At 58.5% G+C, this 16,365-nt stretch carries 13 protein-coding genes; all 13 read left to right on the top strand.

The features are described from left to right. Positions 1–23: 23 nt before the first annotated feature. The 13 genes from cobU (at position 24) to glpK (ending at position 16,339) form a co-directional block, all read left to right on the top strand. Positions 24–545, top strand: coding sequence for a bifunctional adenosylcobinamide kinase/adenosylcobinamide-phosphate guanylyltransferase (gene cobU / locus B3759_RS01885; protein WP_291363084.1), 522 nt, complete (start codon positions 24–26; stop codon positions 543–545). A gap of 405 nt (positions 546–950) precedes the next feature. Continuing rightward, positions 951–2,513, top strand: coding sequence for a carbohydrate porin (locus B3759_RS01880; protein ID WP_291363082.1), 1,563 nt, complete (start codon positions 951–953; stop codon positions 2,511–2,513). A 184-nt stretch (positions 2,514–2,697) separates the two neighbouring features. Continuing rightward, positions 2,698–3,288: a sigma-70 family RNA polymerase sigma factor gene (locus tag B3759_RS01875; RefSeq protein WP_291363080.1), complete on the top strand. Its 591-nt coding sequence runs from the start codon at positions 2,698–2,700 to the stop codon at positions 3,286–3,288. A 118-nt stretch (positions 3,289–3,406) separates the two neighbouring features. Beyond that, positions 3,407–3,580: a NepR family anti-sigma factor gene (locus B3759_RS01870; RefSeq protein WP_010668318.1), complete on the top strand. Its 174-nt coding sequence runs from the start codon at positions 3,407–3,409 to the stop codon at positions 3,578–3,580. A 157-nt stretch (positions 3,581–3,737) separates the two neighbouring features. Next, entirely contained in the window at positions 3,738–5,546 is a 1,809-nt protein-coding gene (locus tag B3759_RS01865) for a sensor histidine kinase (protein ID WP_291363076.1), read from the top strand. 51 nt (positions 5,547–5,597) lie between these two features. Further along, positions 5,598–7,334, top strand: coding sequence for a thiol reductant ABC exporter subunit CydD (gene cydD, locus B3759_RS01860; RefSeq protein ID WP_291363074.1), 1,737 nt, complete (start codon positions 5,598–5,600; stop codon positions 7,332–7,334). Positions 7,335–7,377: 43 nt separating this feature from the next. Continuing rightward, complete coding sequence (gene cydC / locus B3759_RS01855) at positions 7,378–9,069, top strand: thiol reductant ABC exporter subunit CydC (RefSeq protein ID WP_291363072.1); 1,692 nt, start codon at positions 7,378–7,380, stop codon at positions 9,067–9,069. A 140-nt stretch (positions 9,070–9,209) separates the two neighbouring features. After that, positions 9,210–9,587 carry an OmpA family protein gene (locus B3759_RS01850; RefSeq protein ID WP_291363070.1) on the top strand — a complete coding sequence of 126 codons (378 nt, stop codon included), beginning with the start codon at positions 9,210–9,212 and terminating at the stop codon, positions 9,585–9,587. An 8-nt stretch (positions 9,588–9,595) separates the two neighbouring features. After that, positions 9,596–11,497 (top strand): DNA helicase RecQ, encoded by a 1,902-nt coding sequence (gene recQ, locus B3759_RS01845; RefSeq protein WP_291363068.1) that lies wholly within the window; start codon positions 9,596–9,598, stop codon positions 11,495–11,497. Positions 11,498–11,506: 9 nt separating this feature from the next. Next, on the top strand, positions 11,507–12,337 hold the full coding sequence (locus tag B3759_RS01840; RefSeq protein WP_291363066.1) for a DeoR/GlpR family DNA-binding transcription regulator: 831 nt from the start codon (positions 11,507–11,509) through the stop codon (positions 12,335–12,337). A 136-nt stretch (positions 12,338–12,473) separates the two neighbouring features. Beyond that, complete coding sequence (gene glpD, locus B3759_RS01835; protein ID WP_026199990.1) at positions 12,474–13,991, top strand: glycerol-3-phosphate dehydrogenase; 1,518 nt, start codon at positions 12,474–12,476, stop codon at positions 13,989–13,991. Between the two features lie 16 nt (positions 13,992–14,007). Beyond that, complete coding sequence (locus B3759_RS01830; RefSeq protein ID WP_291363063.1) at positions 14,008–14,829, top strand: MIP/aquaporin family protein; 822 nt, start codon at positions 14,008–14,010, stop codon at positions 14,827–14,829. Positions 14,830–14,848: 19 nt separating this feature from the next. Next, a complete protein-coding gene (gene glpK / locus B3759_RS01825; protein ID WP_291363061.1) occupies positions 14,849–16,339 on the top strand; it encodes a glycerol kinase GlpK in 1,491 nt (496 codons plus the stop codon). Positions 16,340–16,365: the final 26 nt, after the last annotated feature.

The raw sequence follows: 16,365 nt of genomic DNA, 5'->3' as shown, positions 1-16,365 counted from the left end.
GCCGTTTTCGGAGGGCAAGGGCAATGATTGAACTGGTTCTGGGCGGCGTTCGTTCCGGCAAAAGTCGCTATGCCGAAAACGTGGTGAAACAGCTTCCTCCGCCATGGATCTATCTGGCCACGGGGCGCGCTTGGGATGCGGAGATGCAGGAACGCATCGTTCGTCATCAGGCTGATCGGGGCGAGGGCTGGCGCACGGTTGAAGAGCCGCTGGAACTGGCGGACGCGCTGGTCGCAGCAGGAGATACGCCGGTTCTGGTCGATTGTCTGACGCTGTGGCTGACAAATCTTCTGATGGCGGAGCGTGATATTTCTGTTGCGAAAAAGCGACTGCTTGATGTGCTTTCCCACCGGAAGGCATTGACGGTCTTGGTTGGTAACGAGGTTGGTCTGGGCATCGTGCCCGAAAATGCGCTGGCACGTCGTTTCAGGGATGAGGCTGGCTGGCTACATCAGGCTATTGCTGCGCAGGCCAGGAAAGTTGTGCTGAGCGTGGCGGGAATTCCTTGTGTTATCAAAGATATCTCTGGCGCTGTAGCGGATTGAACTTTTACGCGGTCGTATCGTTGATGGCAGAAGTCGACCTTTGGATATGGAAAGAGAATGATGCTTCCCTGATGCCGGTTCGTTCGCAGGTGATGATATGTAAAAAGGTCACAATTGCAGGGTGTTATCGGCATCTGACTGGAAACGTTCTTTTTACCGTCAGACGGGTTGTTTTATATATTCCGGCCATGTTCCGCTGAATTTTCAGGCTGTATGGCCACTGACGGGAGTTCCAGGCCTGCGTGACACTTAAGACACAGTGCCAACACTTCTTCTCTGAGCACTACACAGATAAAAACAGGCGCTTTATGGACTCTCGCCGAGCCTCCCTACGGAAATGTTTTTGTGTGGAAATGTTTTGTCATGTTTTGTGACGGAACATTTACGCCCTAACAAGGAAAAATTATGTCACGGCAGACCGTCATGTTGAAAGTTACCCAAATGCTCCGTTTCGATATCCGCAAGGCTGTCGTAGGTGCGCTTGCGTGCTTTCTGACTGCCGGTTCTGTTGATGAGGCCGCAGCGCGATCACCCTACACACACCAGACGAATCAGCCGCAAAAAAATAACGTATTTTACGATCCGTCCCCGGATGTCTCGAATCCTCCCATGTATGGAGAGGGGCAGGAGATCGTTCCCCTCTATCAGTCCATCCCGGGATTTCTTCAGGCTCCCTACGGCCCGCCGTCATTCGGCCCACCTTACGGCACTTCGCATCTTTTCGGTGACTGGGGTGGCATTCAGCCGTGGCTGCAGAAGCGTGGTGTTTACGTAGCGGTCAATGTCTATGAGAGTCTTTCGGGCAATCCCATCGGCGGCAAGAAGCAGACCGTGACGGATGCCGGACAGGTTGGTGTCACTCTGGATATCGACTGGCAGAAAATTCTGAATGCCGGCCACTGGTCAGACAATTTCTGGTTGCACATGCTGGCGGTCAACGGACACGGCAGAAACCTGAGTGCCGAGTTTGGCGATAACGCCAACCAGGTGCAGCAGATTTACGGTGCGCGTGGTAACGTCGTGGCCCATCTTGTGTGGGCCTATTTTGAAAAATCGATGTACCATAACAAGGTTGATCTGGCGATGGGCTGGATTCCGACGGGGACGTTTTTCAATAACTCTCCGTGGGGCTGCTCATTCATGAACGTGTGGATGTGCGGTAACGTTACACCGACAAAATATCTGAATGGTGGTCGCGACTGGCCGTCGGGCAACATCGGCACAGTGCTGCGTCTGATGCCGACGAAGCATTTCTACATCATGGGCGGTCTGTTTGCGGTGTCTCCCCACGCCTATAACGGTGGCATTTCAGGTTGGGCGTGGGCGCAGCCGGGGCTTGGAAAGCTTTCGACCGAAGTAGAACTGGGGTGGATTCCGGAGTTCGGAAGAGACCATCTGATCGGCCACTACAAGGTCGGCGCGATGTATGACAATTCAAAATATGACGATCTGTACAGGGATATCTATGGTCATGCCTGGGTGACGTCAGGGCAGCCTGCGCGGCGTCAGAGCGGCCAGACCTCCATGTGGGTCATGATCGACCAGATGCTGGTGCGTCATGGTGATGGACCAATGAACGGTTTCATCATCGGTGGTCAGTACAGTTATGCCTCAGGTCAGACCTCGGCGATGAAGAATCACCTTGTTGGCGTGATCATGGATACTGGCCATTGGTGGAACCGACCGAAGGATATGGTCGGATTTGCGTTCCAGTGGGCGCAGTTCAGCCGGTCCGCCATCAGGCAGCAGGAAGCGTCACAGGCTGCGGGACTGCCGTTCCAGGGGGCGAATTTCGGTGTGCCTTATGGCATTCAGTCTCATGAAAATATCTATGAGTTTTTCTATACGATTCAGGTGATGCCCGGCATCAGTGTGCAGCCTGATTTCCAGTACATCCAGCGCCCCGGCGGGAGCACGGTCTTCAAGAATGCCGCCGTGTTCAGTTCGGCGTTCAGCTTTACGCTCTGATCTTTTTCAAGATTTGGGTCTGGCTCCGAAAACCCGTCGTTGTGAGGCGCGTTATTGAAGTAGGGATAACGAGGTCTGCACCCCGATAAAGCAGACCTCTCTTTCTCGTGATCGAAAAAATCTCTGTCTGATGGAACGAATGGGTGTCGCCATTCATTGATCCCATAAGAATAGGGGAAAAAAGATGGCTGATACCTTCCAGACCCAGATCTTTGCTATCCTGCCGAAGCTTCGCGTGCAGGCTCTTGCTCTCACCAGAAATCGTGCTCAGGCCGAAGATCTGGTGCAGGATGCCGTATGCAATGCACTTGGTGCACGCGACAGCTTTATTCCCGGAACAAACTTTGCGGCATGGATGCATCGTATTCTTAGGAATCGCTTCATCTCGGATCTGCGTAAGCGCAGAGCGACGACGGATATTGATGATCTTCCCGGAGACATGCTTTCCACCAAGGCGGACCACGAAGATCGCCTTGCTGTGAAAGATCTCAGTTTTGCTCTTGCCCGTCTGCCTGCCGATCAGCGTGAGGCGTTGGTTATGGTGGTGCTTCAGGGTATGAGCTATCAGGAACTTGCTGAAGCGACCGGTTGTGCGGTGGGAACGGCCAAAAGCCGCGTTTTCCGCGCCCGTCGTCAGCTTGAAGCCTGGATGATGGGGGAGTTGCCGGAGAGTGACCGTCTGCGTCAGCAGGCGATGGCCCTGCGGCACGAAGTTGAAGAGCGTCGCAAACATTTCGGTAATCGCCCTGTGGTAACAAACCCTGCAGTCGTGTAAGAAGCTGGCGGCGCTCCGAGAATGAAATGTTAAACGGGGGAGGTTCTGCTGTATGAATGGCGATAGCTTCCCGACATCATGCCTGGAATCGTCTGAATATCTGCCGGGGTGGTTGTCGATGTCAGCCAGAAACCGAAAATCCAGTTCTTCCGCGAAAAGCGGCAAGAAAGAGGACGACGCGTTCGATATCTGGCTGAAGCGTGGCCTTCATCAGCTTTTCGACGATGTTGCGAATGAGCCTATCCCTGAAGAGCTTCTGCGTCTCCTTGAGGAAGACGAGGACGATCAGTGAGGGAATGCTGTCTGTTTGTGTCCCCAGATTATGTTGGGTGAACGTGAGTGGACGTGTGTTTTTGTTTTGATGTCCCGCCTTCTCTCTGGGGCAGGGCAGGATTCGGTCGGTGGTGCCTTGCTAATGACGCAACAACACCAGACACACCAAACATAGAATGACGGGAGATGATCATCAGCGCGGCTGGCGATCCTGTCGTTTTCTGGTTTCTTTTCTGATCGGTATCGCTGGTCTGTTCGACTCGGTCAGAAGCCGGATGGCTGTTGTCATCATGGGGTCTGTGCTGCCAGTGGCTGCGCTTGGAAGCGTTGTCATCTGGCAGGATTATATCCGCCTGAATGAGGCTGGTATCCAGCGTGGAAAGCTGGCGTTTTCAGAGCTCGATAAGTATCTCGACAGCGAAACGTTTCGTACTGTTTCGATGTTGCAGCAGATCGGAGAGACTGCTGACGACAGTTCCCTTCGAAATCTGCTGTTGCTTGCTCAGGCTGCGAGTAAGGGGCGTTACTGTCTTCTTGCTGTCGTTGATAGGACAGGAGGCTTGCAGGATGCGCTGACCGGCTCCGACGCTGCCGACTCCAATTGTCTTGATATTGCTCACAGCCTTGCACCCACCAAAGAATCCGCCCAACTGATGGTGTATCGGGGGCGTCCCTATCTGAGGGTTATTCAGGAACTCCCCCCAGTCGACACCGATGAGGAGCAACGGTTTCTGGTGGCGATTCAGCCGGTTGGCTGGCAACCGGGTCTCTCTGATGACGCTTCCTCCTCCCATGAGACGATCGAAAAAGCCTCGTCAAAATCCCTGTCAGCCTGGTTTGTCATGGATGACAAATCGCTGGTGTCGGTTTGTCCGCAGTGTGCCTGGACAGCGCCCGTTGACGTGGCGGTCAGTCAGGCGGCGATTGAAGCCCGCCATCGTGGTGAACATCAGCGTATCGTAGAACGCAGAGACAACCGATCCTATATTTACGGTCCTGTTGGTCAGGCTGATTTCGCGCTCATTGAAGTTCAGCGGCTTCCGGAAGAAAAGCGGGCGCTTTTTCTGCTTTTCGGATGGATCGCAATGGTCGCAGTCCTGCTGATTGCGGGGTTGGCCGGCATCATGATCGCGGGTCGGAGACTGGTTGTTGAACCGTTGAACCAGTTGACGCGGGATGTTGAAAGCTGGCTGAGGAAGGGCAAGTTCGAGAGTGTGGCGGACACCTCGGGCATGCCGCGGGAGTTTCGCAAACTTTCCGGCGCATTCGGAACAGCGACGTGGCGACTGGCCCATCGTGAAGCCGAGCTGGAAGCCGCATTGGAACACCAGAAGCGGCTGGTGGCGGAAATCCATCACAGGGTGAAAAACAATCTTCAGATTGTCGGCTCTCTTCTGAGTCTGCAGGCCAATCGGGTGTCAGACAACGATACACGCACGGCGCTGCTGGTCGCCCGAAACCGTGTGAGAATTCTCTCAATGCTACAGCGTCATCTCTATGTAGGTGACGAACTGGCTGATCTGAAAATGGCCGAGTTTCTGCCTGTTCTGATACAACAGATACAGCAGGCCACGCCGGATGATGTGCGTAGCCGGGTGACGATTGAGGAAGATGCGGGCGATGTCGTGCTGCCGCCCGATCTGGCGACTTCGGTTGTGCTGATTATCGCCGAAGCGTTGCAGAATGCTCTGCATTACGGATTCCCTGCAGGTCGGACTGGAACCGTGCGCGTCTCTCTTGCCCGTAAAATGGATAGTCTGACGCTGATAGTAGAAGATGACAGCGAGAGTACTGCCGCGTTGCAGGCGGGCCTTGATGAAGGGGGGCTTGGTTTGCAACTGGTTCGGGGATTTGCGAGGCAGATTGGCGGAACCCTCCGTATCGAGGAGGAGGGCGGGGTGCGTGTTATCGTGACCTGTCCCGTAAAACAGGTGCGACGGGACGACGGAGAGAAGGGGTCTCCAATTCCCGGAATGCGACGCTGACACGTCACATGCCCTCTGTTTCCGGAGCCGAGTCTTCGGTATAGGGGCCGCATGAGTGAGAGTAAGGCAGCCATAAAGGCCTGGACCAAGACGCAGGCGCGTCTGGGACTGCGTGCGGTGCGTCCGTCCATTGTTCTGGGCATTGTTTCCAGTCTGACGGGAGCCGCACAGTTCTGGTGCGTGGCCAATATCCTCGGCCCGGCGCTGACAGATTTCGTGACTCCTTCAGGACATGGCGCAGGAACGCCTGTTCCGGTCTGGCCGCTGCCTGCTTTTGTCTTCCTCGCGCTTCTTCGTATCGCAATCAATTTTCTCAGCGAAAATGCCTCCGCTATGGCAGGACGACGCGCCCGTAGTCGCTTGCGGAACGAGGTGCTCGGCTCAATCGTCGGGGCTGGCCCTGCCGTGCTGCGTCACGCGCATAGCGGCGCTTTGGCGGCGCTGGCTGTGGATCGGATCGAAGCGCTGGATGGCTACTTCACCCGCTGGGCTCCGGCTTCCGTGCTGTGGGTGGCCTCGCCGCTCGTGCTGGCTGTGCTGACTGCGTTCGTGCAGCCTCGTGCCGCTCTGATTCTGGCGCTCTGCGGTCTCTTCGTGCCGTTCGCGCAGGCGCTGTTCGGTATTGGCGCTGCTGTCGCGTCCCGCAAGCAGTTCCTCGCCATGACCCGGCTTCAGGCCCGCTTTCTGGACCGTATGCGCGGCATCGCCACCATCGTTCTGGCGGGACGTGCGGATGATGAAGCCCAGCGTCTCGGGCAGGCTGCCGATGATCTGCGCAAACGGACAATGAAAATCCTGCGGGTAGCGTTCCTGTCATCCGCTTCCATCGACTGCGCCATGATCGTTGCGCTCATCCTGATTGCACTGATCGACGGACGGCATGTTCAGGCCGCCATTCATACGACTGATGCCGCGACATTTCGCTCAATGGTGACGGCCAGCCTCTTTGCGCTGCTGATTGTTCCGGAATTTTTCGCGCCTCTGCGTGGGTTGGCGCTCGCCTATCAGGATCGTGCGCTCGTGCAGGGAGCCGCCGAAGACATTCTGGCGCTCCCGGCAGAGGTTGCCGCCACGGGCGAGACACATCAGCTTCGCGTAGCGGCCAATGAAGGTGTGGCGATCGCGTTTGAAAATGTTTCGTTTGTCTGGGATGAGGCGCGCGGGCGGGCGCTGGACGATGTCTCGTTCTCGGTCGCAGCCGGAGAAACCGTGATTCTTTCCGGTCCATCGGGCGCAGGCAAGTCCACGGTGATGGAACTGCTGTTGGGGTTCATCAAGCCGACTTCCGGACGCATTACGTTCAATGGCGTCGATATGCAGACGATCGCCCCGACAAGTCTGATGCGTCTGATCTCCTGGATCGGACAGCGACCGATCCTGTTCGCCGGCTCATTGCGGGAAAACATCCTTTTCGCCCGACCGGACGCTACCGAGGAAGAACTGGAACAGGCCGTTCATGCGGCTTCTGTCGACCGCTTCCTCGACAGTCTGCCGGACGGGATTGAAACCATGATCGGCGAGGGCGGATTTGGACTGTCCGGTGGGCAGGCACAGCGCATCGCGATTGCGCGTGCCTATCTGAAGAACGCGCCGGTTCTGCTGCTGGATGAGCCGACGGCTTACCTCGATCCAGTGACGGAAGGGGATGTTTTCGAGAGCCTTGAAACATTGGCTCAGCATCGCACCGTGATTCTCGCCAGTCATTCAACGGCGCTTCAGGTGTTTCAGGGACAGAGGATCGAACTGTCAGAAGGCCGGATTGCCGGTGCCGGAGGAGAGGCAGGATGAGCTGTTCTCCAGCACATGAAATCGGCATGAGAGGGGATCGTTCATGAGCCGACCATCTTCCCGGGATGTGACTGCGCGCGAACGGGCCGACCGTGACGCTCTGATCCGTATTGTCGAAGTCTGGCGTCCGCATGCGGCGCGTCTGATCATGGGGCTGGTGCTTTCGCTGCTGGCCGTTCTCGCCGGGCTGGCTCTGATGAGCAGCGCCGGTCTGCGTTTCGCCGGAGCTGCGCTGGGGATGGTGCTTGTCACCGCCACATCGCTCCGTGTGCTGGGTCTGGGTCGCATCGTTCTGCGCTATTCCGAGCGTCTGTATGCTCATGACGCCATGTTCAGGGCGCTTGCGACCTTGCGGGTGTGGTTTTTCCGTTCTCTGGCGCAGGGTGCAGCCGCGGGTCTGGGCTTCCGGCGCGCGGGCGATCTGCTGTCCCGGCTTGTGTCGGATATCGAGACGCTAGACGGGCTTTATCTCCGCCTTCTGCTGCCGCTGGCTGGAGCCTGCCTGACATTCCCCGTTCTGGTACTGGTGATCTGCAATACCAACTCATTGTTGGGTATCCTGATCGGTATCCTCTTTGCCCTGTCAGCTTTCATCATGCCGCTTGCTGCGGCCCGACTGAGTCGCAAGGAAGGGACCGGTCTCAGCCACGCACAGGCGGCGCTTCGCGTTGGTGTGCTGGACCTTGTCAGCGGCATGCGCGAAATCCGCGCTTTCGGCGCAGGGCCGCGGATCATTGATCAGGTGAACAGCGCGAACAGCCGTCTGCTCACGCGTCAGGCCCAGCTCTCGCGGCGCATGGCGTTTGTCGGCGCGCTGTCCAGTGTCTGCACGCAGACAGCCTTGCTTCTTCTGCTGGCCGCGATTGCGGGTGTCGGGTTCGATCGTATTCCCGCCGTGCAGGGTGTCGGGCTGATGTTCCTGACCTTCGCCTGTTTCGAAGGCGTGTCGGGTCTTACCCGCGCGGGTATGCTGGCCGGAAATATGGGGGCTGCGGCGCACCGGGTGGTGGCGATTGCCGATGAGCATCCGCGTCCTGTGCAGACTGTAACGCCGGCAACCGTGATGCCGACCCATTTCGACATCGCCTTTGAGCATGTTGCGTTTCACTGGCGGGCCGATCGTCCTGCCGTGTTCAGTGATTTCTCCCTGAACATCCCGGCGGGCAGCCGGGTCGCGCTGCTGGGGCCTTCGGGTGCCGGGAAATCCACGTTGGCGGCACTGCTCCTCAAGGCGGCTTTCCCGCAGGAGGGAAAGATCCTGATTGGCGGCGTCGACATCGCTGCTCTGCCAGATGTCTGGCTCCGTCAACACATCGCGTGGCTGTCACAGGCGACGCATCTGTTTGATGACACGATCCGCAATAACCTGCTGCTCGGCAGACCTGATGCGGATGAGGATGCTCTGTGGAAAGCGCTTGATGAAGCGGCTGTCGGTGACTTCGTGCGCACGCTTCCTGACACGCTCGATACATGGCTCGGCGAAGGCGGCGTCAAGGTATCGGGCGGGCAGGGACGTCGTATCGCACTGGCGCGGACCCTGCTGTCTGAAGCGCCGATCCTTGTGCTGGACGAGCCTGCAACGGGTCTCGACGCCCAGACTGAGCAGGACTTCTTCCTTACCCTGAACCGCGTTGCGCAGGGGCGGACTGTGATCCTGATCGCCCATCGCCTGACCGGGGTTGAGCAGCTCGATCATGTCTGGCGTATCGCTGGCGGGGAAGCGGTCCCGGTATAAGTCGGGGACGTTATCCCACCCGGCGGAAAGCCCGGTTACGCTCTTTTATTGACCTTCTGCTCTCGCGCAGGCACGAGAAACGAACTCGGCCAGTCTGACGTCAGGACGGCTCCGGCCCATCAAATCGCAAGGAGTGGATCATGCGTCGCCTTCTTTCTGTTGTCAGTCTTTGTTCACTCGCCGCTTGCGCCGATCAGGGGCCGGGGCGGCAGTATGTCGTTTTTTTTAGTCAGGGTTCCTCGGCGCTGGATGATACTGCGCTCTCGGTCGTGGAAAAGGTCGCTGAAAAAGCCAGAGATTATTCCGGCAGGACTGTTGTTGTGGAAGGCTATGCTCGCCAGAATGGTGATCTCTCCACGGAATCGCTTCTTGCTGTCCAGCGGGCCAAGGCCGTGTCGCAACAGCTTATGGCGGACGGCGTTTCTCCCAGGCGCATTCGTGAAACAACCCGGCCTCCTTCCAACGCGCAAGGTGTCGTCGGTTCCCGCCGTGTCGAGATAGAACTGCTCGCTCAATAATCCCGCCTATGCTGGAAAGGCCCTCCTTGTCGGAAGACGAACACAGAGACAGCGGTTTCCCTTCGGAAGCATCCGGACCCGCAAGAGGGCGTGACCGTTTCGTCGGGTTGTCGCCGCGTGAAGTTCTTCACCGTGTTTTCGGCTTTCCGGCCTTTCGGGGGTTGCAGGAGCAGGCCGTCGACCGGGTGATGGCGGGAGAGGACACGCTCGTCCTCATGCCGACAGGTGGCGGAAAGAGTGTCTGCTATCAGGTGCCCGCGCTGTGTCGCCCCGGTATGGGGCTGGTGGTTTCACCGCTGATCGCACTGATGGATGATCAGGTGGCGGCGCTGCGTCAGCTTGGCGTCAACGCGGCGGCTCTGCACTCTGAACTGGACGGCGACGAGGCTTCCCGTATCCGGGGCGACCTCTTCAACGGACAGGTCGATATCCTCTATGTGTCCCCGGAGCGGCTGCTGTCTCCCGGCACGCTGGATCGTCTGTCGCGTCAGCAGATCTCTGTCATCGCAATTGACGAGGCCCATTGCATTTCCGCATGGGGGCATGAGTTCCGTCCCGAATATCGGGCGCTCCAGTCCTTGCCGGAGCATTTTCCGGGCGTGCCGCGTATCGCTCTCACGGCGACGGCAGATCCGCGGACTCGTAATGACATTCTCACCGCTCTGGCTATGCCGGAGGCAGAGGTTCTGTCCGCCAGCTTCCATCGTCCGAACCTGATGATTGCCGCGCGCCCCAAGGGCGGCGAGATGCGGCAGCTTGTCGATGCGCTTCAGAAGCACCGCAGTGACGCCTGCATTGTCTATTGCGGATCGCGTGCCCGCACGGAACGGATCGCAGCCTCCCTGCGCGAGAAAGGCTATCCCGCCTGCGCTTTCCATGCCGGTCTGTCGCCGCAGGAAAAGCGCGCCGCCCTGCACCGGTTCCGGTCAGGCGAACCGATTGTCATCGTCGCCACCATCGCCTTCGGTATGGGGATTGATCGTCCCGATGTGCGGACGGTGATCCATCTCGACATGCCCGCCTCGCCGGAAGCCTATTACCAGCAGATCGGCCGTGCCGGACGCGACGGACTGCCGTCTGACGTGCTGCTGCTTTACGGCGGCGAGGACATGAGTCGCGCCCGTTACTGGCTGGACCAGTCCAATGCGCCCGATAGTGAAAAGCGCATCATGCGGGGCCGGCTGGAGGCGATGATCGCCTTCACGGAAAGCACGTCCTGCCGGACCCGTGCGCTGCTGGCCTGCTTTGGCGAGACCCTGACCGAGCCGTGCGGGCATTGCGACAATTGTCGCACACCGGTGCCGACTTTCGACGGTACACAGGCGGCGCGGATGCTGCTGTCTGCCATCTATCGCACTGGCCAGCGTTATGGCGCGCTCCACGTGATCGCCGTTCTGCGCGGCAAACCGTCAGATAATATCTCGCGGGCGGGTCATGATCGTCTGTCGGTCTGGGGGATCGGCAAGGATAAAAGCGAGACATTCTGGCGCAGCGTGGTGCGGCAGCTGATTGCTCGTGGCGCTCTGGTGACCGGGGATGAGCATGGTGGCCTGCGTCTGAACGAAGAAGTCGCCCGTCCGATCCTGCGTGGTGAGGAAGAGGTGCGGCTGAGGGAGGATGCTGTCGAGGCCTCTGCCCGAAACAACCGTTCCACAGGGCAGGGCGATTCGATCGCCGATCAACTGACCGAGGATGCGCGGGAACGCTTCAACGCTCTCAAACGCTGGCGGCTTGCTGAAGCTAGGGAGCAGGAAATTCCGCCTTATTACATTTTCTCGGATGCGACCCTGTGCGAAATCTCGCTGGAGTGTCCCGGCACGCTGGATGAACTCAGTGATGTCAAAGGCGTCGGAAGCACCAAGCTCACGCGTTATGGCGAGGCGGTTCTGGAAGTGCTTGAAGATCTATGACCCTGGAAGGTGAGCGCTGTGCCTGAGGTTCGTGGAGATGTCGGTGGAGACGGGTCCCGCACGCAGGCGCGTCATCAGGCGATCATCGCGACGGTGAAACGGCAGGGATATGCCTCGAACGAGGAGCTTGCTCGTCTGTTCGACGTAGCCGTACAGACCATCCGGCGGGATATCCGCACGCTTGATGCAGCCGGAGAGGTGCTGCGCCACCACGGAGGGGCCAGCGCACCGTCTTCAGTGGAAAACATAGCGTATCCCCAAAGGCAGATTCGTAATCGCAGTGAAAAGGACGCTATCGGAGAACTGGCCGCAGCCGCTATTCCCGACGGTGCATCCCTATTCGTGAATATAGGCACAACGACGGAAGCGTTCGCCCGTGCGCTGGCGAGTCACAAGGGTTTGCAGGTCATCACCAACAATCTGCATGTCGCGACCCTGCTGGCAGGCAGCGAGGACTGTCGGGTCGTGGTCACTGGCGGCACGGTGCGTATGCGGGATGGCGGGATTCTCGGACCGGATTCCCTGACCATGCTCAGCCGGTATCGCGCTGATTATGGCGTGATCGGCATCAGCGGAATCGACGAGGACGGAACGCTTCTGGACTATGATGCCGAAGAAATTCGCGCATCCGAACTTATCCGCGCCAACTCCCGTAAGATTTTTCTGCTGGCGGATCACACCAAATTCGGACGTCGGCCGTTAATGAATGCGGGCAGTATTGCCGGTGTGACGGCCTTTTTCACGGATCGGACGCCGCCGGCTCCAATCTGCGAAATGCTCGCAGCCCATGATGTCGCGCTTGTTCTTGTGGGCGAAGATGTTCGAAAACGAACATTTTAGGCAGTGAGCCGCTGAATGATGGAATTGTGGCGACTTTTTGCAGAGTCCTGTCGCGATTTTTCCGTTGCCAAAGAGGTTCGTGTTCGGATACGAAAATACCGATACATTTTTCGAACAACAGACGGGACCGATGAAGATGGCTGCAGCCGACGACTCCTCCACCGTATATGACCTGCTTATTGTAGGCGGCGGTGTTAACGGAACAGGTATCGCGCGCGATGCATCGGGCCGCGGTGCGTCCGTGCTGCTGGTCGAGCAGGATGACCTTGCCAGCTATACCTCTTCCGCCAGCACCAAGCTGATCCATGGCGGCCTGCGCTATCTTGAATATTACGAGTTCCGCCTTGTGCGTGAGGCGCTGATCGAGCGTGACCGACTGCTCTCCATTGCGCCGCACATCATGTGGCCGCTGCGTTTCGTGCTGCCGCATTCCCCGGAACAGCGCCCGGTCTGGATGATCCGTCTGGGTCTGTTCCTGTACGATCACCTTGCTCCGAAGATGAAGCTGCCCAAGTCACGGGCGCTCAATCTGAACACGCATTCCGCCGGTCAGCCGCTTCAGGATCAGTACAAGAAGGGCTTCGTCTATTCCGACGGCTGGGTGCAGGACAGCCGTCTTGTGGTGCTGAACGCGATGGACGCCGCCAATCGTGGCGCCGACATCCGCACCCGCACGCGTCTGGTTTCCGCACGTCGCGTCAACGGCATCTGGGAAGCCGAGATTGAGGACATGCGCAAGGGCGGCACAAAGACGGTTCGCGCCAAAGGTGTTGTGAACGCCGCCGGTCCGTGGGTCGCGCGTCTGCTGGCCAATCAGCTTGACCTGCCGAATTCGAAATCCGTGCGTCTGGTCAAGGGTAGTCACATTGTCGTGCCGCAGATCTTTGACGGTCCGCAGTGCTACATCTTCCAGAACCCGGACAAGCGCATTGTGTTCGCCATTCCTTACGAGCAGCGCTTCACGCTGATCGGCACGACCGACGTGACATGGAATGAAGAGCCGGGTCTGGTTCAGATTTCGCCTGAAGAGGTCAAGTATCTTTGTGAGAGCGTGAACCGCTACTTCAAGGAAGATGTCAAGCCGAGCGATGTGGTATGGAGCTATGCTGGCCTGCGTCCGCTCTATGACGATGCCGCAGCCAATGCATCGGCCGTGACGCGTGACTATGTGCTGGATCTCGATAACACCGACGGCGCACCGCTGCTTTCCATCTTCGGCGGCAAGATCACAACTTTCCGTAAGCTGGCCGAACACGCGCTCGAAAAGCTTGCGCCGGTTCTGCCTGCCGTGGGAGGCTATTCTTGGACGGCGGATGCGGCTCTGCCCGGCGGTGATCTGGGTACGGGAGGCTTTGAGGCCGCTCTGAACCGTTTCCGTGACGCAGCTCCGTTCCTGTCCCTGCCGCTGGCATGGCGTCTGATGCGGACCTACGGCATGCGGGCTTATGATGTTGTCGGAACAGCCAAGTCGCTTTCCGATATGGGCGAGGATTTCGGTCAGGGTATGACGGCCAACGAAGTCGACTACCTGATCGCAAACGAATGGGCACGCGCGCCAGAGGATGTGCTATGGCGGCGTACCAAAATCGGTCTCCATATGACCGAAGAGCAGCGTCAGCGTGTGGGCGCGTATATAAAAGAAAAAGTCGGTTAACGACTATCGGAGCACCATGACAGCCCGGAAAAAACTGATCGGCGAACTGATCGCCGAATGTGTTGCGGTTTTCATAATCATCCTGTTCGGGGATTCTGTAGCCGCGATGTACACCCTGTACGACCCCAGCCCGTACAAGACGGCATACTGGGGCGTCTGTATCGTGTGGGGCCTCGGCGTCACGATCGCTATTTATGCGACGGGCGCTGTTTCCGGCACGCACGCCAATCCGGCGGTGACGGTGGCGCTTGCCATATATCGCGGGTTTTCATGGGCAAAGGTTGCGCCGTATTGCGCCGCTCAGGTTCTGGGCGGCTTTCTGGGTGCTGTTGTGGTCTACACGATGTTCTCGCCTGTCATCGAGCATTTTGCCATTTCGCATGGTCTCGATCGTCTTCATGACGGTGCAGCGGCGGGTGTGTTCTTCACGCATCCGGGTGAATTCGTCACACCACTCCATTCCTTCGTGGTTGAAACCATTCTGACAGCCATGCTGGTTTTCGGAATCTTCGCAATTACCTACGAACACAACACAATGGCGCCGGAGGCGAATTCCGGTGCGCTGATTATCGGTCTTCTCGTGGCCGCTATTGGCGCTTCCGCCGGATATCTCGATGCGTGGGCCATTAATCCGGCGCGTGATTTCGGCCCACGTCTGTTCTGTTATTTCGCGGGCTGGGGACCGCAGGCGTTGCCATCTCCGGGAAATTACTGGTGGGTGCCCATTTTAGGCCCGATTTCTGGTGGCGTAATCGGAGCCGGACTGTACCGGACGCTTATCCAGCCTTTCATGCCGAGGCCTGCTGTGGCGGCGTCCTCGATCGAAACTTCTGTCTGACCGTTAAGGAGCTGCCATCATGATCAAACAGGATCGTATTCTGGCGATTGACCAGGGAACCACTTCAACCCGTAGCATTGTCTTTGACATGAACGGACAGGAAATTTCCGTCGCGCGACAGGAGTTTCCCCAGTATTACCCGCAGTTGGGGTGGGTTGAGCACGATCCTGAAGACATCTGGCGCGATGCGAAGGCGACCGCGCAGGAAGCCGTGGAACGCTCTGGCGGCGTTGACCGCATTGCGGCCATTGGCATTACCAACCAGCGCGAAACCATCGTCGTATGGGACCGCAAGACCGGCAAGGCGATCCATAACGCCATCGTCTGGCAGGATCGCCGGACGGCGGCCCTGTGCGCCGAACTGAAGAAACAGGGCAAGGAAGAACTGGTCGCCAGCCGCACCGGTCTTCTGCTCGACCCGTATTTCACAGGCACAAAGCTCGCCTGGATCCTCGACAATGTAGAGGGCGCACGGGCGCGGGCTGAAAAAGGCGAACTGGCCTGCGGCACGATCGACTGCTTCCTGCTGTGGCGTCTGACGGACGGCAAGGTCCATGCGACCGATGTGACCAATGCGTCCCGTACCCTGTTGTTCGATATTCATCGCCAGCAGTGGGATGATGACCTTCTTGCACTCTTCAACATTCCTGCAGCTCTGCTCCCGGAAGTCAAAGACAGCAGCGGCGTTTTTGGTGAAAGCACGCCTGACCTGTTCGGTCGCGCCGTGCCGATCGCCGGTATTGCTGGTGACCAGCAGGCCGCCGTCGTTGGCCAGACCTGCTTCAAGCCGGGCATGGCCAAGGCGACCTACGGCACGGGCTGCTTCGTTCTGCTGAACACCGGCGAGAAGCCTGTCGTTTCCCAGAACCGGATGCTCACGACCATCGCTTACCGTGTGAAAGGCAAGACGGCCTACGCGCTGGAAGGCTCCATCTTTGTCGCCGGTGCGGCGATCAAGTGGCTGCGTGATGGTCTGCATCTGATCACGCATGCTTCCCAGACCGACGATATGGCGACGCGCATTCCGCACAGCCACGGCGTCTACATGGTGCCGGGCTTCGTCGGCCTCGGTGCTCCGCACTGGGATCCGAATGCACGTGGTCTCATCTGCGGTCTGACGCTGGACGCTACCGAGGCGCACATTGCCCGTGCGGCTCTGGAATCCGTGGCGTATCAGACACTCGACCTCGTGGCTGCGATGACGCAGGACGGAGGCGGCACGGCTGACACGTTGCGTATCGATGGTGGCATGGCGGCCAATGACTGGTTCTGCCAGTTCCTGTCCGACATGTTGCAGGCAAAGGTCGAGCGTCCCAAGCAGATCGAGACGACAGCCCTTGGTGCCGCATTCCTTGCGGGTGTGGGTGTGGGTCTGTGGAACGATCTGGAAGAAGTCGCGTCCGAATGGCAGCGCGGCGCGCTGTTTGAGCCGCAGATGGAAGCCTCGACCCGCAAGGGCATGATCGACGGCTGGCACGTCGCTGTACGCCGGACGCTCAGTCAGGTCTGAGGTTCTTTTACTTTGAGCCGGAGTCT

The sequence above is a fragment of the Acetobacter sp. UBA5411 genome (genome assembly GCF_002409645.1).
In the GTDB taxonomy this organism is placed as follows: Bacteria; Pseudomonadota; Alphaproteobacteria; order Acetobacterales; family Acetobacteraceae; genus Acetobacter.
Note: the sequence above shows the minus strand (reverse complement) of the source record. Positions and strands in the feature narration are given on the sequence as shown.